Origin of the sequence: Streptomyces sp. NPDC089799, from assembly GCF_040684755.1 — a bacterium.
In the GTDB taxonomy this organism is placed as follows: domain Bacteria; phylum Actinomycetota; class Actinomycetes; order Streptomycetales; family Streptomycetaceae; genus Streptomyces.
The window spans coordinates 14,698-39,278 of record NZ_JBFBGR010000017.1 but is presented as its reverse complement, the minus strand read 5'-3'; the positions used below and the strand labels follow the sequence as shown (position 1 = coordinate 39,278).

The window sequence follows — 24,581 nt, the reverse complement described above, 5'->3', positions numbered from 1 at the left end:
GTTCAAGATCCGGCACCACCTGAAGTCGGGAGACAGCGGAGCGAGCCTATGTGTTCATTTTCTGAAGTCAACCCCTGGATGCAACCAGCAAAGGACGCAGGAGGAGGCACGACCTGCGACAGACATGGTTTATTTCTTGAACAAAAGAGTCTCAGCGGAGGCGCTGGCTGATCACCTTGGAGACTCCGTCGCCCTGCATGGAGACGCCGTAGAGCGCGTCGGCGACCTCCATCGTCCGCTTCTGGTGCGTGATCACGATCAGCTGGGAACTCTCCTGGAGCTCCCGCATGATGCGGATCAGCCGCTGCAGGTTGGTGTCGTCGAGCGCGGCCTCGACCTCGTCCATCACGTAGAACGGGCTGGGCCGGGCCTTGAAGATCGAGACCAGCAGGGCCACCGCGGTCAGGGAGCGCTCGCCGCCCGAGAGCAGCGACAGCCGCTTGACCTTCTTGCCGGGCGGGCGGGCCTCGACGTCCACGCCGGTGGTGAGCATGTTGTCCGGATCGGTCAGGACCAGCCGGCCCTCGCCGCCGGGGAACAGCCGCGAGAAGACCCCTTCGAACTGCCGGGCCGTGTCCCGGTACGCCTCGGTGAAGACCTGCTCGACCCGCTCGTCCACCTCCTTCACGACCTGCAGGAGGTCGGCACGGGTCTTGCGGAGGTCGTCCAGCTGCTCGCTCAGGAACTTGTGCCGCTCTTCCAGCGCCGCGAACTCCTCCAGGGCGAGCGGATTCACCTTGCCGAGCTGCTGATAGGCCCGTTCGGCCGCCTTGAGCCGCTTCTCCTGCCGGTCGCGGACGAAGGGGCCGGGGCGGTTGCGGGGGTGGTCCGGGTCCTCCGGCAGCTCCTCGCCCTCCGCCGGGAGGGACGGCGGGACCGGCTGGTCGGGGCCGTACTCGGCGACCAGCGCGGCGGGCTCGACCCCCAGCTCCTCCAGGGAACGGGCCTCCAGGGCCTCGATCCGCAGCCGCTTCTCGGCACCGAGGACCTCGCCGCGGTGGACGGAGTCGGTCAGCTTGTCCAGCTCGCCCTTGACCTCGCGGCCGCGGTCGCGGGCGGCGGCGAGCTCCTGCTCGCGCACGCCCTTGGCGTGTTCGGCGTCCGCCTTCTCGGCGTCGGCACGGCCGAGCGAGACCTCGATGTGCGCGAGGAGCTGGCGGGCGCCGTCGGCGACGGCGGCGGCGACCTCGGCCTCGTGACGGCGGCGGGCCCGGCGGTGCTCGGCCCGGGCCCGGGCCTCGCGCTCGGCCCGGGCGGCCCGGTCGAGCCCGTCGGCCCGGCCGGCGAGGCCCTTGACCCGTTCCTCGTGGGTGCGCAGCTGGAGCCGGGCCTCCATCTCGGTCTGCCGGGCGTTGGCGCCGTCCGCGGCGAGCCGGTCGCGGCCGGAGGTGTCCGGCTCCTCCTCGACCGGCATCTCCTCGGCCACGGCGAGCCGTTCGGCGCACTCCTCGACCTCGGCGAGGGCCCGCTCCAGGGCCTCCCCGGCCTTGGCCGCGGCGGCGGCACTGCGCTCGGCCTCGCCGGCCGCCCCCTTGGCCTGGCCGGCGAGCCGGCCGAGCTGCTGGGCGACACCGGCCCGGGCGCGCTCCTCCTCCCGCCGGCGCTCCCCGAGCTCCTCCACGCGTACGGCGGCCTGCTTGCGGCGCTGCTCGGCGGCGGCCCGTACGCCGGCCAGCCCGGCGCAGCGCACGTCGAGCCCGGCGAGCTCCTCGGCGGCCTCGTCCACGGCCGCCTGCACCTCGATGAGACTGGGCGCCCCGGCCGACCCGCCGTGCGCGAGGTGCGCCCCCAGCACGTCCCCCTCCTGCGTCACGGCCACCAGCTCGGGCCGCTCCCGCACCACGGCCTCGGCCTCGTCCAGCCCGCGTACGACGACGAAGTCCCGCAACACCCACGCCACGGCCCGACACAGCCCGGCATCCCCCCCGACGAGCGAAGCGGCAACGGTCCAGCCGACGTCCCCGACGGGGGCGGAGCCCGGCCCTCCGGCAGGGATGAGGACGGAGCCCGGCTCCACACCTTGGGCGGCGGGGGCCGGGGCAGGGCCCCGGTTCCGGGAAAGGGCGGGGTGGGGGGCGTCCGGCTGGGCCGCAGCCCCCGCGGCGGCGGTCGCGGCCGGCTCCGCCGGACCCGGCTGCGGGCCGATGCCCGACGCGGCGGACCCGGCCGAGGCGGCCTGCCCGCCCGGGGCCGCACCCGGGCCCACCGGCCCAGGCAGCACACCGACCGAGCCCGCGCCACGCTCCGCAGCTCCCGGCACCGCCGGACCGGGCACCGTGCCCGGGCCCACAGGACCCGCCGGACCTGCCCGCAGGGCCGGATCTCCGGCCGGCACCGTCTGCGGGGCCACCGCGTGCTGCGCCGGCACCCCCGCCGGGGCGATCAGCAGCGTCGCCCGCCCCGCATCCGCCACCCGCAGGTGCCGCAGTGCCGCCGCCGCAGCCGTCGTCGAGCCCACCGCCACCGCGTCCGCCGCCGCCCCCAGCGCCGCCGCGACCGGGACCTCGTACCCCGCCGCCACCGTGAGGCGTTCCGCCGCCGGCCCGAGCAGTCCGGCCAGTTGCTCCCGCGCCGCCAGCAGCGCCCCCGTTCCGTCCTTCCGCCGCAGCCCCAGCGCCAGCGCCTCGTGCCGTGCCGACACCGCCGCACGGGAACGTTCCGCCGCCGCCAGCGCGTCCCGCGCCTCGCCGAGCGCGGACTCCGCCGCCGCCAGTTCCGCCCGAGCCGCCTCGTACCCGGCGGCCGCCCCGCCCGTGTCGGAGTCGGCGGCCCCGACCTCCGCGGCCAGCTCCTCGTACTCCTCGCGCGCCGCCACCGCCCGCGCTTCCGCCTCGTCGCGCGCCACCACCAGGCGGTCGATCTCGGCCTGCGCCGCGCCCGCCCGCGAGCGCGCCGCGCCCAGCCGGCCGGTGAGCCGGGCCAGCCCTTCCCGCCGGTCGGCGATCGCCCGGGCCGCGTCCCGCAGCCGGCGTTCCTCCTCCGCCAGGGCCCGTTCCAGCTCGGCCCGGTGCGCGACGGTGTCCTCCAGGGCGCGGCTGGCCGCCTCCAGAGCGGCCGTCAGTTCCGCTTCCTGCTCGCGGATCCGGGCCGCCTCCCGCTCCAGCTCCTCCGGGTCCCGGCCGGTCCGTTCCTCCTCCACCGGCGCCGTGGCGCTCCTGACCCGGGCGTCCGCCAGCGACACCGTGCCGCGGACCCGTTCCGCCAGCTGCGACAGCTCGTACCAGGTCTGCTGGGCCCGGGTCAGCCGCGGCGCCAGCGACCGTACGGCCGCCTCCAGTTCCGCTTCCCTGCGCAGCGCGTGTCCGAGTTCGGCCTCCGCGCTCTCCTTGCGTTCCTTCAGCGCCGCCTCGTCCGCGATCTCCGCGGCGAGCGCGGTCCGCTGGGCGACCAGGTCGTCGGCGAGCAGCCGCAGCCGCGCGTCCCGCAGATCGGCCTGGATGACGGCGGCCCGGCGGGCCACCGCCGCCTGCCGGCCCAGCGGCTTGAGCTGCCGCCGCAGTTCCTCCGTCAGATCGTGCACCCGGGCGAGGTTGGCCTGCATCGCGTCCAGTTTCCGCAGCGCCTTCTCCTTGCGCTTGCGGTGTTTGAGGACGCCCGCCGCCTCCTCGATGAAGGCCCGGCGCCCCATCGGATCCGCGTGCAGTACGGAATCCAGCTGGCCCTGACCCACGATCACGTGCATCTCCCGGCCGATGCCGGAGTCGGAAAGCAGTTCCTGGATGTCCAGCAGCCGGCAGGTGTCGCCGTTGATCTGGTATTCGCTGCCGCCGTTGCGGAACATGATCCGCGTGATGGTGACCTCGGCGTACTCGATCGGCAGGGCGCCGTCGGAATTGTCGATGGTCAGCGACACCTCGGCGCGGCCGAGCGGGGGCCGCCCGGTCGTGCCGGCGAAGATGACGTCCTCCATCTTCCCGCCGCGCAGCGATTTCGCGCCCTGTTCGCCCATGACCCAGGAGAGCGCGTCCACCACATTGGACTTTCCCGAGCCGTTGGGACCCACCACACAGGTGATCCCGGGTTCAAAACGCAAGGTGGTGGCGGAGGCGAAGGATTTGAATCCGCGCAGGGTCAGGGCCTTGAGGTGCACGCCGCCGGACTCTACCTTTCGCGTGCGGTTTCACCCAGGAAGGTGCAGGGCACAACAGACCTCAAAAAGAATGCGCCGGCCCCGTTACCCGGGCCGCCAAAGAAAGAAGGGACGCCGGAGCGTCCCTTGCAGATCATGCCGGGGCTGGATACTGAGCGACGAGAGCGCGGATCAGGTGAGCGCAGGCTCCGCCTTGGGTACGTCGAGGTCGATGCTGTCCAGCAGCGAGTCTCCGTGCTGCGCGGCGGCCGTCAGCGCGTCGTTCTCGGACTGAATCCGTACGAGCTCGGACTCGAGGTCCTGGACGCGCTGCTGAAGCCGTCGCATCTCGGCGAGGAGTCGCGGGTCGGAACCGCCGACGTAACCGAGAAGCGCCTTTGCCATGATGGATGGTCCTCCACACTGAGTGACCGACCGAAGCGGTGTGGGTCGTGAGGGAATCGCACCCGCGGTGTCCGGCAGTGCCTGTCAGTCACTGCGCTACTACTGCCAACACTGCCAAACAGCTCAGGTGCGCGGGGCTTCCAGCGTCTCACCAAAAAGTTTGACGGTCAACACGATCACGCCCCGTATCGGCGGGCATCCCGGCTCTGCCACGGCCCGCGACCCGGGCCCGGAGATCGTCCTCTCTTCCGAGCCTTCCACGGATCACCGCGCCGGGCAACGTCTGTGCAGATCAGTCCATGATCAGCGAATCGCGAAATCCTCGTAGCGGCCGCGAGGCTCTCCCCAGATCTCCGTCACCCCATCGACCCGCCCCGGCGTGTCGGAAGAGCACAGCCAGTCGAGCAGCCGGTGGCAATTCTCACGTTGACCCTCGGCCACCACCTGCACCCGGCCGTCGTCGAGATTGAGGGCGAAACCGGTCAGCCCGCCGATCTCCAGCGCATTGGCCCTGGTGAACCAGCGGAAGCCCACTCCCTGTACACGGCCGCGTACCCACGCGGTCAGCCGGACGTCTTCGTTCATGCACGAACGCTAACCGGGCCCCCGCTGATCGTCCGCATCGGCCGTCCGGGGCATGGCGTACAGTCGCCGACCAATGCACTCACCCATTTGGGTGCGTAAGGGACGATCTTGGAAGGTTCCGTCGATGGGACGTCACCGACTGCCTGCGCCGCCGCGCAGCAAGCGCGGCACCGCCGTACGCACCGGCCTCCTCGGCGTCTCCGCGGCCGTCGCCCTGGGGACGGCGGCCGTGACCACCGGCGTGGTGCCGGTCGGCAGCGCCTTCCCGTACGTCGGCCAGGAGAGCGGCGCCGGGCGGCAGAGCGGGGCGACCCCGGACCGGAGCCCCGCCCGGGCCGGCGACCTCCAGCAGCAGGGCGGCCTGGCCGCCCTGCCGGGCCGCGCCCCGGCCCGCACGACCCCGCCGGCGTCCCCCGCTCCGGCATCGGCTTCCGCTTCCGCCTCGGCGTCGGCATCGGCATCGGCATCGGCGTCCCCGTCGGCTTCGGCTCCGGCCTCCCCCACGGCGGACCCGACCCCTTCCGCGAAGCCCTCCCCCGAGGCGCCGGCCCGGACCCGGGTGCCGGCACCGGACCCGACGAAAAGCCTGCTGCGGAAGAGCACCCCACGGCCCGCCGCGACCCCGTCGAAGGCGGCCCCGCAGCCCGTGGCGCCCGTGCCGCCCGTCCCGTCCACCGGCCTCTCCGCCGAGGAGACGGCCGTCCTGAACCTGGTGAACCAGGAGCGCGCGGCGGTCGGCTGCCCCGCGGTCCGCGCGAACCCGCCGCTGGCCGCCCTGGCGGGCGCGTTCAGCAAGGACATGGCCGTCCGCGGCTTCTTCGACCACACCGACCCCGACGGCCGGACCCCCTGGGACCGCGCCACCCGGGCCGGCCTCTCGGGCCTGGCGGCGGAGAACATAGCCCGCGGCCAGGGCGACGCCGCGTCCGTGATGAAGGGCTGGATGAACAGCCCCGGCCACCGCGCGAACATCCTCAACTGCGAGTACCGCACCCTGGGCGTCGGCATGTACGACGCTCCCGGCGGCCCCTGGTGGACCCAGGACTTCGGCTTCTGAGACACCCCTTCCGAACGGACGTCGGCCGTCAGGTGGGCCCGAGCGCTTCCCGCGCCTTCCGTACGAAGGCGTCGCGGCGCTGCTGGTACCTGTGCTCGACTTGGGCGTGCCGGAGCTGCCGGATCTGCGTCTCGCCGTTCAGGCGCGCCTGCGTCCGGGCGGCCTGAGAGGTGAACCATCCCGTGGTGGCGCTGGCCAGCACGGCCGCGCCGGCAGCGATGAGGGCCGTCCAGGAGGCATCCATGGGCCGAGGGTAGGGAGGCCGCGCCCCCGGCAACAGACGGCACCGGGGGAAACGCACCGACGCCCCGCGACTCGGAAGTCGCGGGGCGTCGGCGTTGTACCGGTGCCGCCGCTGCCGCGGGTGCCGCCGGACCGGGGGTCTCGCGGTGCCGCGGGTGGCGCGGGGTGGGTCAGACGGCGACCGCGGCGCGGCCCGCGTTGAAGATCCGGGTGGTCTCGACCACGCGGCGGCCCAGGTGGGCGGCGGTTTCGAGGTCGGCCTTGTGGACGCCCTCGACACCCTGGTCGGAGTTGCTCTGCGCGGCGGCGCCGGAGAAGAAGCCGAGGCGGTTGATGTCGTTCTCGGAGGCGGTGGACGCGTTCCAGCCCGGCTTGAGGCCCAGGTTCACCCAGTGCATGCCGTGCTGGGCGGCGAGGGTCTGGAAGTACTGCAGGGTGTGCAGCTTGTCGCCGCTCTTGGAGGCGGAGTTGGTGAAGCCGGCCGCCAGCTTGTCCAGCCAGGCGTCGCCGAACCAGCGCTTCGAGGTGGCCTCGGCGAAGACGTGGAAGGCGCCGGAGGCGGTGCCCATGTACGTCGGCGAGCCGAAGATGATCGCGTCGGCCGCGTCCAGCAGCTCCCACTGCGCGTCGTCGATCTCGTCCACCTTCACCAGGTGAACCGTGGCGCCGGCCTCGATCGCTCCGTCGCGCACGGCCTCGGCGACGACCGCCGTGTGGCCGTAGCCGGAGTGGTAGGCGATCGCGACGACGGGGGTGTTCGCGGACATGACGGTTCTCCCTCAACAGTGGTACCGGGCCGCGGGGCGGCTCCGGTGTGGTGCGATGAAGAAAGGAAAGCACTAACTTTTCGGAAGCGCAAGCTTCCGGTTAGCACTACCCGGGAGTACGCTTATGCGCATGGAGACCACCGCCTGCACGGAGAACGTCTGCGCCGAGGGCCTCGCCTACGACGTGTTCGCGCGCGCCTGTCCCTCCCGGGAGACGCTGGAGCACGTCACGGGACGATGGGGCAGCCTGACCCTGACCGCCCTCCACGACGGGGCGTGCCGGTTCAACGAGCTGCGCCGGCGTGTGGACGGGGTGAGCGAGAAGATGCTGTCGCAGACGCTCCACGCGCTGGAGCGGGACGGGCTGGTGCACCGGGAGGCACAGCCGACCAACCCTCCGCGGGTGGACTACGAGCTCACGGAGCTCGGCCGGGGCGCGGCGGAGCGGCTGATGGACCTGATCCGGTTCCTGGAGGGCAGCACCCCGCAGGTACTGGAGGCGCGTGACCGCTACGACGAGGCGCGCGGCGGGCGCTGACAGCGCGGGCAGAAGTAGCTCGACCGGTTCATCCACGGGCGGCGGCGCATCGGGGTGCCGCAGCGTCGGCAGGGCTCGTCCTCGCGGCCGTAGGCGTCGAGCGAACGGTCGAAGTAGCCGGATTCGCCGTTGACGTTGACGTAGAGGCTGTCGAAGCTGGTGCCGCCGACGGCGAGGGCGGCGTTCATCACGTCCCGGACGTGGCCGAGGAGTTCCGTGCTGCGGGGGCGGGTGAGTGTGGCGGTGGGGCGCTCGTAGTGCAGCCCCGCCCGCCAGAGGGCCTCGTCGGCGTAGATGTTGCCGACCCCGCTGATCAGCGACTGGTCGAGCAGGGCGCGCTTGAGGGTGGTCCGCTTGGCGCGCAGCGCGCGGTGGTAGGCGGCTTCGTCGAAGAGCGGGTCGAGGGGGTCGCGGGCGATGTGCGCGATGACGTCCGGCAGGCCCTCGGGGGTGGTGTCGTGCAGGGACAGCCCGCCGAAGGTGCGCTGGTCGACGAAGCGGAGCTCGGTGCCGGTGGCGTCGTCGAAGCGGAGCCGGATGCGGAGGTGCTTTTCGTCCGGGGCGTCGGCGGGCTGGACGAGGAGCTGACCGCTCATGCCGAGGTGACCGAGGAGGGCCTGGCCGAGCTCCTCCGGGTGGGCGGGCGCGGGCTGGGCGGGCGCGGTGCCTTCCAGGGGGAGCCACAGGTACTTGCCCCGGCGCTGCGGCACACCGATGGTGCGGCCGGTGAGGCGGGCCGCGAAGTCTTCGCCGCCGGCCGGGTGGCGGCGTACGGCGCGGGGGTGCAGGACCTCGACGTCCGCGATCGTCCGGCCGGCGATCCAGCGTGCGAGGCCGCGGCGGACGACTTCGACCTCGGGCAGCTCGGGCACGGTGTCTCTCCTCCGGAGGGGGTCCTGTGATCGAGCGTACCTGTGCCCTGCGGGCCGGTGGGGCCGGTGGGGCAGTTCCCCGCGCCCCTGGTCGGCTCCGGTGTGGGCAGGCGTTCCGCAGGGCGAAACGGGTGGGCACACCGGAACCCCCGCCGACGATCCGCACCCCGCTCGCCCAACGCCGGGCGCAGCCCAAGGCGCCGCGCCCTCGCGAGGCGGACATGGCTCCGCCCGCCTCGGGGGTCCCGGGCGGGCGGAGGGGAAAGCCGAAGGAGGGGCGGGCGTCAGGCGCCGGCGGTCGAGTCGGTGGGGGTCGGCGTCCCACCATCCTTGCCGGAGCCGGAGGCCGAAGCCTCGGCGGCGGCCTTGGCCGCTGCGGCACGTTCGTCCGCGGCCGCGCGGATCGCGCGCCACGCGGACTCCGCCGCCTGCTGTTCCGCTTCCTTCTTGCTGCGGCCGGTGCCGGTGCCGTACGAGACACCACCGACGCGGGCTGCAGCAGTGAAGACCTTCTCGTGGTCCGGACCGGTCTCGGAGACCAGGTATTCCGGCACGCCAAGGCCTTCGGCCGCGGTGAGTTCCTGGAGACTGGTCTTCCAGTCCAGGCCGGCACCGAGGTTGGAGGACTTCTCGATCAGCGGGTCGAAGAGCCGGTGTACCAGCTCCGAGGCCGCATCGAGGCCCTGGTCGAGGTAGACCGCACCGATCACCGCTTCCAGGGTGTCGGCGAGGATGGACGCCTTGTCCCGGCCACCCGTGCCCTCTTCACCACGGCCGAGCCGGATGAAGGAGCCGAGTTCGAGGCCGCGACCGACCTCCGCCAGCGCACGCGAATTGACCACCGCGGCCCGCAGCTTGGCCAGCTGGCCTTCGGGCAGGTCGGGGTGGGTCCGGTACAGCGTGTCCGTGACCACCAGGCCGAGCACCGAGTCCCCGAGGAACTCCAGCCGCTCGTTGGTGGGCAGACCGCCGTTCTCGTACGCGTACGAACGGTGGGTCAGCGCACGCACCAGAAGGGCGGACTCGAGCTTGTACCCGAGCCGCCCTTCCAGAAGCGTGTGGGACGAGGCCGCGTTGTTGCTGTCCGCCTGCTTTTTTTCGCCGGCAAGCTCAGACATTGCGCCTCTCACCAGCCGCTCAGACCTCGAGGACCTGGCGCTTGTTGTAGGTGCCGCAGCTCGGGCACGCGATGTGCTGCTGCTTCGGCTCCTGGCAACGCTCACACGAAACCAGGGGGGTGACCGCAGCCTTCCACTGCGACCGGCGGTGGCGCGTGTTGCTGCGCGACATCTTCCGCTTCGGAACAGCCACGGCTACTTCTCCTGCTTCTCGGCGGCGCCCCGGACGTCTGCGTCAGAAGCCGCGCCGCTCATGTTGTCCTTCTCGTCGTCCTGATCGGTCACGACGAGTCCCTGCAGTGCCGCCCAACGGATGTCGACGGCGTCGTGGTGGTGGTCCGGGTCGTCATTCAGGCTGAGCCCGCAATCGGGGCACAGTCCGAGACAGCCCTCCCGGCACACCGGCTGCAGCGGCAGTGCGAGCACCACCGCATCCCGCAGCAAGGGTTCGAGGTCGAACAGGCCGTCCTCGAGGAAAAGCATGCCCTCGTCGTCCTCGGCGTCGTCGCCCGGCTCCGCCTTGTGGCGGCCCCGGTCGTCGGCGTCAGGGTACGAGAACATCTCCTGGAAGTCCGTGTCGAGCTCTCGCTCCACGGCCTCCAGACACCTTACGCACTCCCCCAGGGCGGTTGCACGGGCGGTGCCTGTGACAAGCACCCCTTCCATGACCGACTCCAGGCGGAGGTCGAGCTCTACCGAAGCGCCTTCCGGCACCGCGATGACCCCTTCCAGGCCGAGGTCGGCCGGAGCGGGGATCTCGCGGGACAGCCGCTGCAGGGCGCCAGGACGCCGACCCAGCTCATGCGTGTCGAACACGAGCGGGTTGCGGTGGTCGAGGCGGGTGTTCAGGGCCGTTCCTGCTTTCGGAAAGATCGTGTCCGCGCGCTTTTGGGCGCGCGAGATGGCGGCGCATATGCGCGACCGAACAGTCAGGATACCCGGCGGTCCGCCGATAGCCCAATCCGGTCCGGAGCCGCCGCTAACGGCCCTGCTCGTACTGGCGCAGCCGGTCCAGGTCGATCATGCCCGTGTCGAAGAAGCTGGTCTCGTCGAGCGCGGGCTGCCGGGCCTGGTGCTGCTGGTGCGCCTGGTGCTGCTCGTGCACCTGGTGCTGCTGCTGCCGGTACGCCGCGTACGGGTCGGCCTGCTGGTGCTGCGGGTGCTGCTGGTACGCGCCGTAGGGGTCGGCCTGGGGCTGCCCGTAGGCAGCGTACGGGTCCTGGTAGCCATAGGCGTCCGGGTGCTGCTGCGGCGCTTGCTGCGGCTGCGCCTGCTGGTACGCGTAGGAGTCGTAGAGCGGCTCCGGCTGCGCCGGTACGGCGGCCTGCGGGGCGGGTTCCGGGTCCGGCTCGGCCAGCGCGGCCAGGAAGTCCGCGTCGGCGGCGGTCCGGGCCTGCGGCACGCCCGCCGCGTCCCGGGCGGCCATGTGCGCGCCCAGGTCGTCCACGGCCACCCGGCCCTGGAGCTTCTGCCGGCCCCGGCCCACCGCCTCCAGGGTCCCCGCCAGCACCGTCTCGAAGGCGGCGAGCTTGGCCGAGATGTAGGCCTCCGCCGAGCCGTGGCCGTCGTCCGTGGCCTCGCCGGCCAGCAGCTTCTCCCGCCCCCGGTCGACCGAGCCGATGGTCTTGGTGAGCACGACCTCGAAGTTGGCGAGCTTGCTGTCCACGTAGTCGTCGGCCTCGGCGCGGATCTCCTGCGCCTCCCGGCGGGCGTCGGCCAGGATCCGGTCCGCCTCGGCCTGCGAGCGCCGGGCCACCTCGGTGTCGGAGACCAACGATCCGCGCTGGGCGTGCGCGGACTCGATGATCCGCTCGGCCTCCTGGCGGGCCTCCTCGACGAGCTGTTCCCGGCCGCCGATCAGCTCCCGGGCCTGGGCGAGCGAGCCGGGCAGCGCCTGTCGGACCTCGTCCAGCAGGCCGAGCAGCTCGGAGCGGTTCAGCACGCAGGAGGCGGACATGGGCATGGACCGGGCGCTCTCGACCGCCGCGACGATCTCGTCGAGCTTCTTCTGCACGTCCATACGGGCTCGCACTCTCTCGGCCCCGGGTGGTTCCCGAGACGGACGGGACGACTGTACGGCCACCCGGGGGCCGCAGGAGCCCCGTCGGCCCGGCACCGGAGGCGCCGGGTCCGGGTCAGCGTTCGCCGAGCCTCTGGACGAGGGCCGCGTGGACGTGCGGCGGCAGCAGGTGGGAGACGTCGCCGCCCCAGGCAGCGACCTCCTTGACCAGCGAGGACGACAGGAAGCTGTAGGTGGGGTTGGTGGGCACGAAGAGGGTCTCGACGCCCGTGAGCCCGTTGTTCATCTGGGCCATCTGGAGCTCGTAGTCGAAGTCGCTGACCGCGCGCAGCCCCTTGACGATGGCGGGGATGTCGCGCTGCTTGCAGAAGTCGACGAGCAGTCCGTGGAAGGCCTCGACCTCGACGTTGCCGTAGGCGGCCACCGCCTCGCGGATCAGCTCGATCCGCTCCTCGACGGTGAACAGCCCCTTCTTGGACTGGTTGATCATCACGGCGACGTGGACGACGTCGTAGAGCTTGGAGGCGCGTCCGATGATGTCGAGGTGTCCGTTGGTGATCGGGTCGAAGGATCCCGGACAGACGGCGCGGCGCAACTGAACTCCCTCGTTCATGAGTCTTCGCTGGTGAGAGCGGCGCGACCGTACCAGAGGGTGCCTTCGCCGTACCGCCGGGAGCGGAGCGGCTCGAACCCGTCCGGCCAGGGGAAGGCGCCGCTTCGAGTGCTGCGCTCCACGGTGACGAGCGCGTCCGGTGTGAGCCAGCCATTGGCGCGGAGTGTGAGCAGGATCTCGCCGAGCTCCTGGCCCGTCACGGCGTACGGCGGGTCCAGGAAGACGATGTCGTACGGCTCCCCCGGCGGCGGGCCGGCGGCGACCTGCTCGGCCTTGCCGGCGCGGAACTCGGCCCCGGGCAGGCCGAGTACGCGGATGTTGTCCCGGATGGTCTTCGCGGCCCGGGCGTCGGCCTCGACCAGCAGGGTGTGCGCGGCACCGCGGGAGAGGGCCTCCAGGCCGACGGCGCCGGAGCCGCCGTACAGGTCGAGGACTCTGGCGCCCTCCACCCCGTGCAGGGACTCCCAGGTGGAGAACAGGCCCTCGCGCGCCCGGTCGGAGGTCGGCCGGGTGCCGTTGCCGGGGGGCACGGCCAGCCGTCGCCCGCCGGCCGTGCCGGCGATCACGCGGGTCATCTGGTTCCTTCGGGGTGCGGGAGGTCGTGTGCGGGGGCGGGGCCGCCGCCTGGCGGGGCGGCCACCCCCCATTGTCAGCCCTTCTCCAGGTACTGCTCCCGCTCGGTGTCGAGAAGTGCGTCGAGGGCGGTCCGCAGGCCGGGCAGGGCCTCCAGGTCCGGGTCGGCGGCGACCACCCGCGCGGCCTCCTCGCGGGCCTGGGCGATGACCTCCTCGTCCTCGATGACGGCGAGCATCCGCAGCGAGGACCGGACGCCGGACTGGGCCTGGCCGAGGACGTCGCCCTCGCGGCGCTGTTCCAGGTCGATCCGGGAGAGCTCGAAGCCGTCGAGGGTGGCGGCGACGGCGGCGAGCCGGGCCCGGGCCTGGCTGGCCTCGGGCATCTCGCTGACCAGCAGGCAGAGGCCGGGGGCGGAGCCACGGCCGACGCGGCCGCGGAGCTGGTGCAGCTGGGAGACGCCGAACCGGTCCGCGTCCATGATCACCATCACGGTGGAGTTGGGCACGTTCACCCCGACCTCGATGACGGTGGTGGCGACCAGCACCTGGACCTCGCCGGCCGCGAACCGGCGCATCACCTCGTCCTTGTCGGCGGGGTCCATCCGGCCGTGCAGCACCTCGACGGCCAGTCCGGCGAGCGGTCCGGTGCGCAGCTGCTCGGCGATGTCCAGGACGGCCAGCGGCGGCCGCTTCTCGGCGAGGTCCTCCGCGGTGGGCTCCGCGGAGGGCTTCGCGGACCCCTTGGATCCGGCCGCCTTCTTCTTCGGCTCGTCCTCGTCGTCCCCGATCCTGGGGCACACCACGTACGCCTGGTGGCCCTTGCCGACCTCCTCGCGGACCCGCTCCCAGGCCCGGGTGAGGAAGTGCGGCTTGTCCTTGGCGGGGACCACGTGGGTGGCGATGGGGGAACGGCCGGCGGGCAGCTGGTCCAGGACCGAGGTCTCCAGGTCGCCGAAGACGGTCATCGCGACCGTGCGCGGGATCGGGGTGGCGGTCATCACCAGCAGGTGCGGCGGCTGCTTCCCCTTGGAGCGGAGCGCGTCGCGCTGTTCCACTCCGAAGCGGTGCTGTTCGTCGACGACGACCAGGCCGAGGTCGTGGAACTGCACCTTGTCCTCGATCAGCGCGTGCGTCCCGATGACGATCCCGGCCTCGCCGGTGACCAGGTCGAGCAGCGCCTGGCGGCGGGCCGGCATCCCCATGGAGCCGGTCAGCAGCACCACCTTGGTGCCCTGGTCGGACCCGCCGAGCATCCCGCCCTCGGCGAGTTCGCCCATCATCTCGGTGACGGACCGGTGGTGCTGCTGGGCGAGCACCTCGGTGGGCGCGAGCATGGCGGCCTGCCCGCCGGAGTCGACCACGGCGAGCATGGCCCGCAGCGCCACCATCGTGTTGTGGGTCACCGTGAAGTTGTCGGTGACGTAGGCGCGGCTGGGGTGCGCAACGCTGATGCACTGGACCGGCTTCACCCCGACGTGTTCCACGGCACGGACTGCCCGGCGGAAGGTGTTGCACTTCGGCCTCGTCCGCATCCGCATTGCCTTGCGGGGCAGGCGGAACGGGACGAATTCGTCCGGCAGCGCCACGGAGACGTTGAATGCCGCCCGCTCGGGCAGAACGCGGGCCCTGCCACCCAGCGAGCGTACGAGCCATGCCACGTCCTCTGCCAGGCGCTCGGACACGCTGCAGAGCGAAACGCTCAAGCCGTTCCTGTCGACTGTGCCGTCGGTGTCCATGAGGCCCTGGAGAAGCGCCAAGCGCTCCTTGACCGAGGTGTTCTTGTAGGGCTCCGGGACGAACCTGTCGTGCGAGGTCGCCCCCCAGAGCCCCATGTCCCGGAGCGCTTGGATCACCGGGTTCCTCCGGCCTCCGTCGCGCGGCCCGCTGAGCTGGATCGTGTGGTCACAGGTGGATCCCGGAACGGCGGTGAGCACACAATCAGGTGCCACTGCTTCTGCGACCGCGGCACGGATCTCGGCATCCGCGGTCGACAGCCGCAGGTTGTGCCGGAACGACCCGTCCCCGATGAGGACGCCCAGCAGGTAGGGGTCGAGGGGCCGGGGGCCGAGATCATCGAGATCCACCGGAGCGGCAACGGGCAGGTACCACTTGGAAGATCCGTCGGCCTTGACCAGGTCCGTCCTGACCTCGCGGGTGGTCATCACCTTGGGTTTCTGTCCCCTGTGCCACCCACAGCTCGTGTCCACGATCCACAGGTGCTCGTCGTCGCACTCGACCGAGCTCCCGTCGGAGAGCAGGATGCGCCACACGTCGCGCGTTCCTTGGGGGAAGACCCCGTCGATGACCGCGACCTCGCCCGTCGGCACCACGACCTCGTCTCCGACCGCGAGGTCTCCCATCGCCCTGTAGCCGGACGGCGTCAGCACCAGCGAATCCAACGGCTGAGCCTTGCCCGATCCGACCTCGCCCTGGAGGAGGCGGTGCATGGGGTGTTCGGTGGCGAGGTCGTCGAAGATCTCCTTCGAGACCTTCTGCTGGCCCTCGGTGAGGGTGAAGGGCAGTTTGGCGTCGAAGGCGTCGAGCAGGCCGCCGGGGGCGGGGCGGCGGGCCACGGCGGGGAGCTGGGTGTCGGCGTACCGGCGGCGGGCCAGTGCGACCTGGAGGACGAACGCCTCGTCCCATTTGAGGCGGTCGCGGGCGGCGGCCACGTCGGCCTTGTTGCGCGGCCGGTGGATCTTCTGCAGGGCCTCGGGGAGCGGGAGCATGCCGCGGCCGTCGCGGAGGGCGGGCGGCAGCGGGTCGACGGCCTCCGCGGTGTGCGGCAGGACGGCGTCGACGGCCTTGGAGATCTTCCAGGTCTCCAGCTTCGCGCAGGCCGGGTAGATCGGGATGAGGCGGCCGGCGAAGGCGTCCACGGCCTCGCGGTCGGATCCCTCGCCGCCGAGGAGTTCGTAGGCGGGGTGGGAGAGCTGGAGCTTCCGGTTGAACATGCCGACCTTGCCGGCGAACATCGCGCGGGTGCCGGGCAGCAGGTCCTTGTGCGGTTTGTGCACGCCGGAGCCGAAGAAGACCAGCTGGAGGCGGCCGGCGCCGTCGGTGATGGTGACTTCGAGGCGTCTGCCGCGGCCGCCGTTGAAGGTGAGGATCCGTGCGTCGGCGACCTGTGCGACCACCGTGACGTGCTCGTCGAGCTGGTCGGCGAGTTCGGCGAGGGCGGTGAGCTCGCCGCGCTCCGCGTAACGGCGGGGGTAGTGGTGCAGCAGGTCGCCGACCGTGTGCAGGCCGAGCTGCTCGGCGAGCACCTTGCCGGTGGCGGGGCCGAGGGTCTTCTTGAGCGGTTCTTCCAGTCCGGGCACGTGTCCCATTGCACACCATTGCGCTGACAGCGGGTGCGGGGGCGGGCGGGATGCCCGTGCCGCCGCGCGGGGCTCTTCCCCGCCCCGCCCCCTTCCCGAAACCGGGGGCGGAGCCCCCGGACCCCGATGCGGGGGCTCCGCCCCCATGACTCCGTGCCCCCGTGCCCCCGTGCCCCCGTGCCCCCGGCTGGGGCTTCGCTCCGGCCCCGTGCGGTCCTCCGGGCGCCGGAGGCCCGCTATTCGACGCCGATCAGGAGCGGAGCGGAATGGCGGCCGCCGTGGTAGACGACCGTTTCGACCGCCAGGTAGCTGTCGCGGACGTAGGTCTCCAGGCGGGTGGCGAGGGCGGGCGGGACTTCGGGGCCGAGGACCAGGGTGACCAGTTCGCCGCCCGAGCCCAGCATGCGGGCCAGGACCGCCTCGGCGGTGTCCGGAAGGGCGGCGCCGATGACGGCGACGTCGCCGTCGATCAGGCCGAGGACGTCGCCGGCCTGGCAGATGCCCGCGGAGGTGAAGGACCGGCGCTCGGCGTAGGCCAGTTCGGCGTAGCGGGTGGCTCCGGCCGCGGAGGTCATCGCCACCACGTCCTCGTCGAAGCTGCCGTCGGGGTCGTGCACGGCGAGGGCGGCCAGGCCCTGGATCGCCGACCGGGTCGGGATGACCGCCACCCGCACCCCGTCGGTGCGCACCCGCTCGGCCGCGGCGGCCGCGGCACCGCGCAGGTCGGCGTCGTTCGGCAGCAGCACCACCTCGCGGGCGTGCGCCCGCCGGATCGCGTCGACCAGATCCTCGACCGCGGTCGGCTCGGCGGGCCGGCCGAGGACGGTGGTGGCGCCCGCCTCCCCGCACAGCTCCGCGAGTCCCTCGCCGGGGCACACCGCCACCACGGCCCGCCGGTCGCGCTCCGCGGCGGCCGCGGCCCGGCGGCGTTCGTCGCCGAAGTGGGTGATGCGGATCCGGTGGGGCCGTCCGGCGACCACTCCGGCCTCGACGGCGGCGCCGGGGTCGTCGACGTGGACGTGGACGTTCCACAGGCCGTCGCCGCCGACCACCACGAGCGAGTCGCCGAGGGGGTCGAGCCGCCCGCGCAGCCCGGCGACGGCCTCGTCGGAGGCTTCCAGGAGGTAGATCACCTCGTACGCGGGGCCGCCCGGTCCGTCCCCGTCGCAGGGCTCCTCGTGCTGCGGTACGGGCACGTGCCGGCCGGGCACCGGTGCGGCGGCGGGCTCGTGCCCGGAGAGGGTCTGCCAGAGCGCGCCCAGTACGGCGACCAGGCCGCAGCCGCCCGCGTCGACGACACCGGCCCGCCCCAGCACGGCCAGCTGGCCGGGGGTCTGTTCGAGGGCTGCGGCGGCCCCCTCGTAGGCGGCCCGGGCCACGGCGGCGGGTGGTCCGGTGACGGCCCCGGCGGCCCGGGCGGCCGCGGCGGCCACGGTGAGCATGGTGCCCTCGACGGGGTGGGCCACCGCCCGGTAGGCGGACTCCGCGGACCGGGCCAGGGCCCTGGCCAGCCGCTCCCCCTCGGCCTCCGGGCCGGTCTCCCCGGGGGCGGCGAGCACGTCGGCGATGCCGCGGAGCAGCTGGGCCAGGATCGTGCCGGAGTTGCCGCGGGCGCCTATGAGGGCGCCGCGCGCGTAGGCCCGTACCGCCTCGCCCAGGGAGAGCGGGGCGGTGCCCTCGGCGACGTGGGCGCACGCCTGCTCGACCTCGTGGGCGGCGGCTTCGGCGGTCAGGTAGAGGTTGGTGCCGGTGTCCGCGTCGGCGACCGGGTAGACGTTGATCGCGTCGATCTCCTCGCGGGCCCGGCCCAGCGAGGCCAGGGCCAGCGAGCTCCAGGTGCGCACCGCTTCGGCGTCGAGGATCTGCGACTCGTGCGGCACCGGGCGTTCCTCCTCCTGCGGGCTGGGGTTCACCGCAGAGTAACGGGGGGCGGGGTGGGAGCTGCCCGGACCATGGTAGATTTCTTGGACGGAAGCAGTCGTTGTATGCTGCTCCGGTTGCCCGATGAAAATCGGGCCATCCCCCCGGCAAACCACTTCAGATCTCTGATTCCGGTGCGCCGGATTTCACTGTAAGTGCATCTGAAGTCTTTGGAGTGACCTGTGGCTGCCAACTGCGACGTTTGCGGCAAGGGGCCGGGCTTCGGCAACAACATCTCGCACTCGCACCGCCGTACGCCCCGTCGCTGGAACCCGAACATCCAGCGTGTGCGTGCCGTGGTCGGTGGGACGCCGAAGCGCCTCAACGCCTGCACCTCGTGCATCAAGGCCGGCAAGGTCTCGCGCTGACGCTCCCGTCGTAGCGCAGCCCTTCCGGTTGCCCGAGAAGCCGGTCCACCTCTGGGTGGGCCGGCTTTTTGCCGTCCGCTGAAGCGGAAAGGGGAGGGGGCCCGCCGTGAGTGGCGGGCCCCCTCCCCCGTTGTCTCCGTCAGCGCCACTGCCAGGCGTGGTCCACCGGCCCGATGCCGCCGCCGAGCGCGAAGCCGGCCCGGATCGCCCCGGTGACGTACTCCTTCGCCTCCATGACGGCCTGCGGCACGTCCTGGCCCTTGGCCAGCCCCGCCGCGATCGCGCTCGCCAGGGTGCAGCCGGTGCCGTGGGTGTGCCGGTTGTCGTGCCGGGGGGCGCGCAGCCACAGCTCCGAGGTGCCGTCCGTCAGCAGGTCCACCGCCTCCGGGCCGACCGCCAGGTGCCCGCCCTTGATCAGCGCCCACTCGGGGCCGAACCCGAGGACCGCCTCCGCGGCCCGCCGCATGTCGTCCTCGGTCTCCACGGTCACCCCGGTGAGCTGGGCGACCTCGTCCAGGTTCGGGGTGGCGACGGTGGCCTCCGGCAGCAGCAGCTTCCGTACGGCGTCCAGCGCGGAGGCGGCCAGCAGCGGGTCCCCGTGCTTGGAGACGCCGACCGGATCCACCACGGCAGGGGCGTCCGTACCGGCCAGCAGTCCGGCCACGGTCTCCACCAGCGGCGCGGAAGCCAGCATGCCGGTCTTGACGGCGTGCACGCCGATGTCGTCCGTCACGGCCCGGTACTGGGCCGTGACGGCCTCCTCGGGCAGTTCCCACACCCCGTGCACACCGAGCGAGTTCTGGGCGGTCACGGCGGTCAGCACGCTCATCCCGTGTACGCCCAGGGCCTGCATGGCCTTCAGGTCGGCCTGGATGCCCGCCCCGCCGCCGGAATCCGATCCGGCGACGGTCAGGCAGAGCGGTGGGGCAGCAGTCATCGCAGGGGCTCCTCTGTGGATTCGCCGCCGAAGTGGTCCCAGCCACCGGTGCTGGTCCAGGGTGCCCCGTCGACGGTCACCTGGGGCTGGGCCGAGGGGTTCAGGACCTCGCCGATCACCTTCCAGCGGGCGGGCAGCTTCACGTCCGGCGGGAAGGTGGCCACGATGGCGTGGTCCTCGCCGCCGCTGAGCACCCACTGGAGCGGATCGACCCCGACGGCCTGGCCGATGTCGTACATCTGGGTCGGAACGTCGATGGCGGCGGAGCGCAGGTCGATCCGGACCTTGCTGGCCTCGGCGATGTGCCCGAGGTCGGCGACCAGGCCGTCGCTGACGTCCGTCATGGCGGTGGCACCGAGTCCGGCGGCCGCGGGGCCCGCGTGGTACGGCGGCTCGGGGCGGCGGTGCGCCTCGACGAAGGCCCGCGGGGAGCGGAAGCCCCGGGAGAGCACCGCGAAGCCGGCCGCGGACCAGCCGAGCCAGCCGGTCACCGCGACCACGTCGCCGGGCTGTGCGCCGGACCGGGTGACCGGTTCGTGGTTGCGCAGGTCGCCGAGGGCGGTGATGGCCACGGTGATGGTGTCGCCGCGGACGATGTCGCCGCCGACCACGGCCGCGCCCGCGACCTGACATTCGTCGCGCAGCCCGTCCATGAGTTCCGTGGGCCAGGTGACCGGCAGCTCGGCGGGCACCACCAGGCCGAGCAGCAGCGCGGTCGGGACGGCGCCCATGGCGGCGATGTCGGCCAGGTTCTGGGCGGCGGCCTTGCGGCCGACGTCGTACGCGGTGGACCAGTCACGGCGGAAGTGCCTGCCTTCGAGCAGGATGTCCGTGCTGGCCACGACCCGCCGGTCGGGGGCGGACACCACGGCGGCGTCGTCGCCGGGCCCGAGCCGTACGGCCGAGGTGGTGGTGAGCCGGGAGGTGAGCTCCTTGATGAGCCCGAACTCTCCCAGTTCGCCCACAGTGCCCTTCATCGCTGTGCTCCTTCTGGCCCAGTCCGCTTGCGGTCGCGCGCCGTCACAGCTCTGGGTACCGTCAACAGATACGTCAACTTCTGCTCTCCGTACGCCCCGCAGCGCGCGGCGCCTGGTCCCCGGGTCTCCCCGTGGCCCTCGGCGACGCGGTACCGTGGCGTCCCTTCTCCCCCGGGCCCACCCGAATGACCGGGCCCACCCCGAGGGTAGGGGAAATGCTCCTCGTGGCCGCCCTGGAGGTTCCGTGGTACAGGCGTACATCCTCATTCAGACCGAGGTGGGCAAGGCGTCGATCGTCGCCGAGTCCATCTCCGAGATCCCGGGGGTGATCCAGGCCGAGGACGTGACCGGGCCGTACGACGTGATCGTGCGCGCCCAGGCGGACACCGTGGACGAACTCGGCCGCATGGTGGTCGCCAAGGTCCAGCAGGTGGAGGGGATCACCCGCACTCTGACCTGCCCGGTGGTGCATCTGTAGCCCCCGTCTACTCTTGGCCGGTGATGTCCCTCCACCGCCGGCCGGTCGGTCTGCTGGCCCTGCCCGCCCTGATCGGCGCCCTCGCCCTCGCGGGCTGCGCGCCGGGCGACTCCGTCGCCCGGGTGGCGCCCCCGCCCTCGCCGCCCGCCGAGGTCTCGGGGCTCTGTGCCGCGCTGCACAGGGAGCTCCCGGACACGGTGGCCGGTCTGGAGCGGACCGGGACGGATCCCGGGTCCGAGCTGACCGCCTCGTGGGGCGGCTCGGCGATCGTACTGCGGTGCGGGATCCCCCGGCCCGGGAAGATGCTGGATCCGGAACAGGACGGCATCACGGTGAACGGCGTCGGCTGGCTGATGGAGAAGCTGGACGGCGGCGGGTTCCGGTTCACCACCGGGCTCCGCAAGGCGTACACCGAGGTCGTGGTGGACGAGGCGCACGCCAAGGACGCCGGGATGCTCGTCGGCCTTTCGGCCGCCGTCGCCGAGACGGTGCCCGAGGGGATCGCCTCGTACTGACCCGGATCGCGTCGTACCGACCCGGTGCCCCGCGCGCCGAACCGCCCGCCGGGAGCGACCCGGCGGGCGGTTCGGTGACGCGTACGACCGGGCCGCGTACGGCCGGCCGCTGCTAGCGCAGGCCCGTGGACCGGCGCAGGGCGGCCTGCAGCAGCAGGTCGACCAGCTCCGGGTACTCGATCCCGGACTCCTGCCACATCCGCGGGTACATGGAGATCGGCGTGAAGCCGGGCATGGTGTTGATCTCGTTGATGACGAAGGTGCCGTCCTCGGTGAGGAAGAAGTCGGCACGCACCAGGCCCTCGCAGGAGGCCGCCTCGTACGCCTCCACGGCGAGCCGCTGGACCTCGGCGGTCTGCTCCGGGGTGAGCGGCGCGGGCACGATCCCGGACGCCGAGTCGATGTACTTCGCCTCGAAGTCGTAGAAGTCGTGGCTGGAGACCGGCGGGATCTCGGCCGGGACGCTGGCCCGCGGCCCGTCCTCGAATTCGAGGACGCCGACCTCGATCTCGCGGCCGCGCAGCAGCGCCTCCACGATGATCTTCGGGTCGTGGCGCTGGGCCTCCTTGACGGCCGCGGCCAGGCCGGAGACGTCGTCGACCTTGGTGATGCCGATGGAGGAGCCGGCCCGGGCGGGCTTGATGAACAGCGGCCAGCCGTGCTCGGCGGCGAAGTCCAGGATGCGTTCGCGGGCGGCGGTCTCGTCCTGCGCCCACTCGCGGGGGCGGATGGTCAGGTGCGGGCCGACGGCCAGCCCGAACGAGGTGAACACCCGCTTCATGTACTCCTTGTCCTGGCCGACGGCCGAGGCGAGCACGCCCGAGCCGACGTACGGGGTGCCGGAGAGCTCCAGGAGGCCCTGGAGGGTGCCGTCCTCGCCGTACGGGCCGTGCAGGACCGGGAAGACCACGTCGACCTCGCCCAGGGCCTTGGGCACGGCGCCGGGTTCGGTGTAGAGGACCTCTCGGCTGGCCGGGTCCACGGGGAGGAGGACGGCGCCGTCCTCGGACTCGGCGAGCTCGCCCACGCTGGGGAGCTTGCCGTCGGTGATGGCCATCCGGGCCGGCACGTCGGCGGTCAGCGCCCAGCGGCCGTCGACGGTGATGCCGATCGGCAGCACCTCGTACTTGGACCGGTCGATGGACCTGAGCACGGCGCCCGCCGTGACGACCGAGATGGCGTGTTCCGAGCTGCGGCCGCCGAAGACGACGGCCACACGGGGCTTGCGGCCCTGCTGCTCAGGGGTCTGGGGGAGGTTCTCGCTGCTCATATCGCCACGAGAGTACCCGCTCAGACGTCCGGAAAGGTGTCAGCTCCGTTCCGGTTTGGCGCTGCGTCCCATCAGGTCCTTCAGTGCGACCAGCGGCGGCTTGCCGTGGTGGACGATGTCCACGACCGTGTCGGTGATGGGCATGTCGACCCCGTGCCGGCGGGCCAGATCGGCCACCGACTGGCAGGACTTGACGCCTTCGGCGGTCTGTTTGGTGACCGCGATGGTCTCCTCCAGGCTCATGCCGCGGCCCAGGTTGGTGCCGAAGGTGTGGTTCCGGGACAGCGGCGAGGAGCAGGTCGCGACCAGGTCACCGAGTCCGGCCAGGCCGGAGAAGGTCAGCGGCTCGGCCCCCATCGCCAGGCCCAGCCGGGTCGTTTCGGCGAGTCCGCGGGTGATCAGGGAGCCCTTGGTGTTGTCGCCGAGGCCCATGCCGTCGGCGATGCCGACGGCCAGGCCGATGACGTTCTTCACGGCGCCGCCGAGCTCGCAGCCGACCACGTCGGTGTTGGTGTACGGGCGGAAGTACGGGGTGTGGCAGGCGGCCTGGAGGCGTCGGGCCACGGACTCGTCCGGGCAGGCGACCACGGAGGCCGCGGGCTGCCGCTGGGCGATCTCGCGGGCCAGGTTGGGGCCGGTGACCACGGCCACCCGCCGCCTGACCTCCTCGGGCGCGGCCCCGTGCGGGGACTTGCTCACCATCACCTCTTCGATGACCTCGCTCATCCGCTTGGCGGTGCCGAGTTCGATGCCCTTCATCAGGGAGACGAGCACGGTGTCGGGGGCCAGCAGCGGCGCCCATTCCGCGAGGTTGCCGCGGAGGGTCTGCGAGGGGATGGAGAGCACCGTGAAGTCGGCGTCCCGGGCGGCCTCGGCGGCGTCCCCGGTGGCCCTCAGGTTCCCGGGGAGTTCGATGCCGGGCAGGTAGTCCGGGTTGGTGCGGGTGGTGTTGATGGCCTCGACGAGCTCCGGACGGCGGTGCCAGAGGGTGACCTCGCAGCCCGCGTCGGCCATCACCATGCCGAAGGCGGTGCCCCACGAGCCCGCGGCGAAGACGCCGACCTTCAGCGGCCGGTCCGTCGTACGGTTCACTTCGTGCCCTCCCCCGCGGCCTTGCGCCGCTGTTCCGCCCTGGCCCTGCGGTGGTCGTAGGGCTGCTCGGGGGCCTGCTCGCCGCGCAGTTCCTCCAGCAGCCGGGTGACGGCCGCCATGATGACTTCGGTGACCTCTTTGAGCACCTCGGGCGTGGGCTCGCGGTCGTGGAAGGCGGACAGGTCCACGGGCGGGCCGGCCAGCACCTTGAGGGTCTTCCGCGGGAACAGGCTGAGCTTGTTCTCCTTGGCGTACGGCGGCATCGCCAGGTTGGCGCCCCACTGGGCCACCGGGATGACAGGGGCCTTGGTGAGCAGGGCGATCCGGGCGGCGCCGGTCTTGCCGGCCATGGGCCACACGTCGGGATCGCGGGTGATGGTGCCCTCGGGGTAGATGGCCACGCATTCGCCGCGCTCGATGGCGTCCACGGCGGCCCGGAAGGCGTCCATGGCGTTGGTCGTCTCGCGGTAGACGGGGATCTGGCCGGTGCCGCGCAGCATCATGCCGACGAAAGGCGTCCTGAAGAGTCCGGCCTTCGCGAGAAAGCGGGGAACCCGGCCGGTGTTGTACTGGTAGTGCGCGTAGGACAGCGGGTCCAGATACGAGTTGTGATTGACGGCGGTGATAAAGCCTCCGTCGGCCGGAATGTGCTCCATTCCCCGCCAGTCCCGCTTGAACAGCACTACCAGCGGCGGTTTGGCGATGACCGCGGCCAGGCGGTACCAGAAGCCGATTCTGCGGCGGGACACTCGTGCACCTTCCTCTTGGACCGGTTTGGGTGGTGGGGACACCTGGTGGGCCGGACAAGTGTGGCCCCGGGTCCGGTCTCTGTCGAGGACACCGTA

At 72.4% G+C, this 24,581-nt stretch carries 24 protein-coding genes; 5 read left to right on the top strand and 19 right to left on the bottom strand.

Annotation, left to right across the window (positions count from 1 at the left end; translation table 11 throughout):
• Positions 1 to 151: 151 nt before the first annotated feature.
• The 3 genes from AB0O36_RS19975 to AB0O36_RS19965 all read right to left on the bottom strand — a co-directional run bounded on the left by AB0O36_RS19975 (position 152) and on the right by AB0O36_RS19965 (position 5,059).
• Positions 152 to 4,090, bottom strand: a complete 3,939-nt coding sequence (locus AB0O36_RS19975) for an AAA family ATPase (RefSeq protein ID WP_365111917.1) — start codon at positions 4,088 to 4,090, stop codon at positions 152 to 154.
• 171 nt (positions 4,091 to 4,261) lie between these two features.
• The gene (locus tag AB0O36_RS19970) at positions 4,262 to 4,474 is read right to left on the bottom strand and encodes a hypothetical protein (protein WP_365111914.1); all 213 of its coding nucleotides are present in this window, start codon (positions 4,472 to 4,474) and stop codon (positions 4,262 to 4,264) included.
• 303 nt (positions 4,475 to 4,777) lie between these two features.
• Positions 4,778 to 5,059: an acylphosphatase gene (locus AB0O36_RS19965; protein WP_365111912.1), complete on the bottom strand. Its 282-nt coding sequence runs from the start codon at positions 5,057 to 5,059 to the stop codon at positions 4,778 to 4,780.
• A gap of 124 nt (positions 5,060 to 5,183) precedes the next feature.
• On the opposite strand from AB0O36_RS19965, the gene AB0O36_RS19960 reads away from it, so the two are divergent.
• Positions 5,184 to 6,116, top strand: a complete 933-nt coding sequence (locus AB0O36_RS19960) for a CAP domain-containing protein (RefSeq protein WP_365111911.1) — start codon at positions 5,184 to 5,186, stop codon at positions 6,114 to 6,116.
• 28 nt (positions 6,117 to 6,144) lie between these two features.
• On the opposite strand, the gene AB0O36_RS19955 is transcribed toward AB0O36_RS19960, so the two are convergent.
• Together AB0O36_RS19955 and AB0O36_RS19950 are read right to left on the bottom strand one after the other, a co-directional pair.
• On the bottom strand, positions 6,145 to 6,360 hold the full coding sequence (locus AB0O36_RS19955) for a hypothetical protein (protein ID WP_365111908.1): 216 nt from the start codon (positions 6,358 to 6,360) through the stop codon (positions 6,145 to 6,147).
• 169 nt (positions 6,361 to 6,529) lie between these two features.
• Entirely contained in the window at positions 6,530 to 7,126 is a 597-nt protein-coding gene (locus AB0O36_RS19950; RefSeq protein WP_365111905.1) for a flavodoxin family protein, read from the bottom strand.
• 130 nt (positions 7,127 to 7,256) lie between these two features.
• Here AB0O36_RS19950 and AB0O36_RS19945 point away from each other — a divergent pair, with 130 nt between their 5' ends.
• Positions 7,257 to 7,664 (top strand): helix-turn-helix domain-containing protein, encoded by a 408-nt coding sequence (locus AB0O36_RS19945; protein WP_365111903.1) that lies wholly within the window; start codon positions 7,257 to 7,259, stop codon positions 7,662 to 7,664.
• On the opposite strand, the gene mutM is transcribed toward AB0O36_RS19945, so the two are convergent.
• The 9 genes from mutM to AB0O36_RS19900 form a co-directional block, all read right to left on the bottom strand.
• A complete protein-coding gene (gene mutM, locus AB0O36_RS19940; RefSeq protein ID WP_365111900.1) occupies positions 7,637 to 8,536 on the bottom strand; it encodes a bifunctional DNA-formamidopyrimidine glycosylase/DNA-(apurinic or apyrimidinic site) lyase in 900 nt (299 codons plus the stop codon). The genes AB0O36_RS19945 and mutM overlap by 28 nt on opposite strands.
• 284 nt (positions 8,537 to 8,820) lie before the next feature.
• Positions 8,821 to 9,654, bottom strand: coding sequence for a ribonuclease III (gene rnc / locus AB0O36_RS19935; protein WP_365111897.1), 834 nt, complete (start codon positions 9,652 to 9,654; stop codon positions 8,821 to 8,823).
• A 19-nt stretch (positions 9,655 to 9,673) separates the two neighbouring features.
• Positions 9,674 to 9,847 carry a 50S ribosomal protein L32 gene (rpmF, locus tag AB0O36_RS19930; protein ID WP_030676011.1) on the bottom strand — a complete coding sequence of 58 codons (174 nt, stop codon included), beginning with the start codon at positions 9,845 to 9,847 and terminating at the stop codon, positions 9,674 to 9,676.
• A gap of 2 nt (positions 9,848 to 9,849) precedes the next feature.
• On the bottom strand, positions 9,850 to 10,503 hold the full coding sequence (locus tag AB0O36_RS19925) for a YceD family protein (protein WP_365112209.1): 654 nt from the start codon (positions 10,501 to 10,503) through the stop codon (positions 9,850 to 9,852).
• Between the two features lie 130 nt (positions 10,504 to 10,633).
• Complete coding sequence (locus AB0O36_RS19920) at positions 10,634 to 11,674, bottom strand: ATP synthase F0 subunit B (RefSeq protein ID WP_365111894.1); 1,041 nt, start codon at positions 11,672 to 11,674, stop codon at positions 10,634 to 10,636.
• 115 nt (positions 11,675 to 11,789) lie between these two features.
• On the bottom strand, positions 11,790 to 12,269 hold the full coding sequence (gene coaD, locus AB0O36_RS19915) for a pantetheine-phosphate adenylyltransferase (protein ID WP_365112206.1): 480 nt from the start codon (positions 12,267 to 12,269) through the stop codon (positions 11,790 to 11,792).
• Positions 12,270 to 12,283: 14 nt separating this feature from the next.
• On the bottom strand, positions 12,284 to 12,862 hold the full coding sequence (gene rsmD / locus AB0O36_RS19910) for a 16S rRNA (guanine(966)-N(2))-methyltransferase RsmD (RefSeq protein WP_365111891.1): 579 nt from the start codon (positions 12,860 to 12,862) through the stop codon (positions 12,284 to 12,286).
• 74 nt (positions 12,863 to 12,936) lie between these two features.
• Entirely contained in the window at positions 12,937 to 16,188 is a 3,252-nt protein-coding gene (locus AB0O36_RS19905; RefSeq protein WP_365111888.1) for a helicase-related protein, read from the bottom strand.
• 227 nt (positions 16,189 to 16,415) lie between these two features.
• Entirely contained in the window at positions 16,416 to 18,092 is a 1,677-nt protein-coding gene (locus tag AB0O36_RS19900; protein ID WP_365111885.1) for a DAK2 domain-containing protein, read from the bottom strand.
• 189 nt (positions 18,093 to 18,281) lie between these two features.
• Here AB0O36_RS19900 and rpmB point away from each other — a divergent pair, with 189 nt between their 5' ends.
• The gene (rpmB, locus tag AB0O36_RS19895; protein ID WP_030195073.1) at positions 18,282 to 18,467 is read left to right on the top strand and encodes a 50S ribosomal protein L28; all 186 of its coding nucleotides are present in this window, start codon (positions 18,282 to 18,284) and stop codon (positions 18,465 to 18,467) included.
• A 139-nt stretch (positions 18,468 to 18,606) separates the two neighbouring features.
• Here rpmB and thiD read toward each other — a convergent pair whose 3' ends face one another.
• Both thiD and AB0O36_RS19885 read right to left on the bottom strand, forming a co-directional pair.
• A complete protein-coding gene (gene thiD, locus AB0O36_RS19890; RefSeq protein ID WP_365111882.1) occupies positions 18,607 to 19,404 on the bottom strand; it encodes a bifunctional hydroxymethylpyrimidine kinase/phosphomethylpyrimidine kinase in 798 nt (265 codons plus the stop codon).
• Complete coding sequence (locus AB0O36_RS19885) at positions 19,401 to 20,381, bottom strand: thiamine-phosphate kinase (protein ID WP_365111879.1); 981 nt, start codon at positions 20,379 to 20,381, stop codon at positions 19,401 to 19,403. Before AB0O36_RS19885 ends, thiD begins: the two co-directional genes overlap by 4 nt.
• A 244-nt stretch (positions 20,382 to 20,625) precedes the next feature.
• On the opposite strand from AB0O36_RS19885, the gene AB0O36_RS19880 reads away from it, so the two are divergent.
• Together AB0O36_RS19880 and AB0O36_RS19875 are read left to right on the top strand one after the other, a co-directional pair.
• Positions 20,626 to 20,859, top strand: a complete 234-nt coding sequence (locus AB0O36_RS19880; RefSeq protein ID WP_365111876.1) for an Lrp/AsnC ligand binding domain-containing protein — start codon at positions 20,626 to 20,628, stop codon at positions 20,857 to 20,859.
• A gap of 23 nt (positions 20,860 to 20,882) precedes the next feature.
• Positions 20,883 to 21,374, top strand: a complete 492-nt coding sequence (locus AB0O36_RS19875; RefSeq protein ID WP_365111873.1) for a DUF3515 domain-containing protein — start codon at positions 20,883 to 20,885, stop codon at positions 21,372 to 21,374.
• 112 nt (positions 21,375 to 21,486) lie between these two features.
• Here AB0O36_RS19875 and AB0O36_RS19870 read toward each other — a convergent pair whose 3' ends face one another.
• From AB0O36_RS19870 to AB0O36_RS19860, 3 genes are read right to left on the bottom strand one after another with little or no spacing between them, the layout of a single operon-like run.
• Positions 21,487 to 22,644 (bottom strand): D-alanine--D-alanine ligase family protein, encoded by a 1,158-nt coding sequence (locus tag AB0O36_RS19870; protein WP_365111870.1) that lies wholly within the window; start codon positions 22,642 to 22,644, stop codon positions 21,487 to 21,489.
• A 39-nt stretch (positions 22,645 to 22,683) separates the two neighbouring features.
• Entirely contained in the window at positions 22,684 to 23,736 is a 1,053-nt protein-coding gene (locus tag AB0O36_RS19865) for an NAD(P)H-dependent glycerol-3-phosphate dehydrogenase (protein ID WP_365111867.1), read from the bottom strand.
• Complete coding sequence (locus AB0O36_RS19860; protein WP_365111864.1) at positions 23,733 to 24,485, bottom strand: lysophospholipid acyltransferase family protein; 753 nt, start codon at positions 24,483 to 24,485, stop codon at positions 23,733 to 23,735. The genes AB0O36_RS19865 and AB0O36_RS19860 overlap by 4 nt, the downstream gene beginning before the upstream one ends.
• Positions 24,486 to 24,581 lie beyond the last annotated feature (96 nt).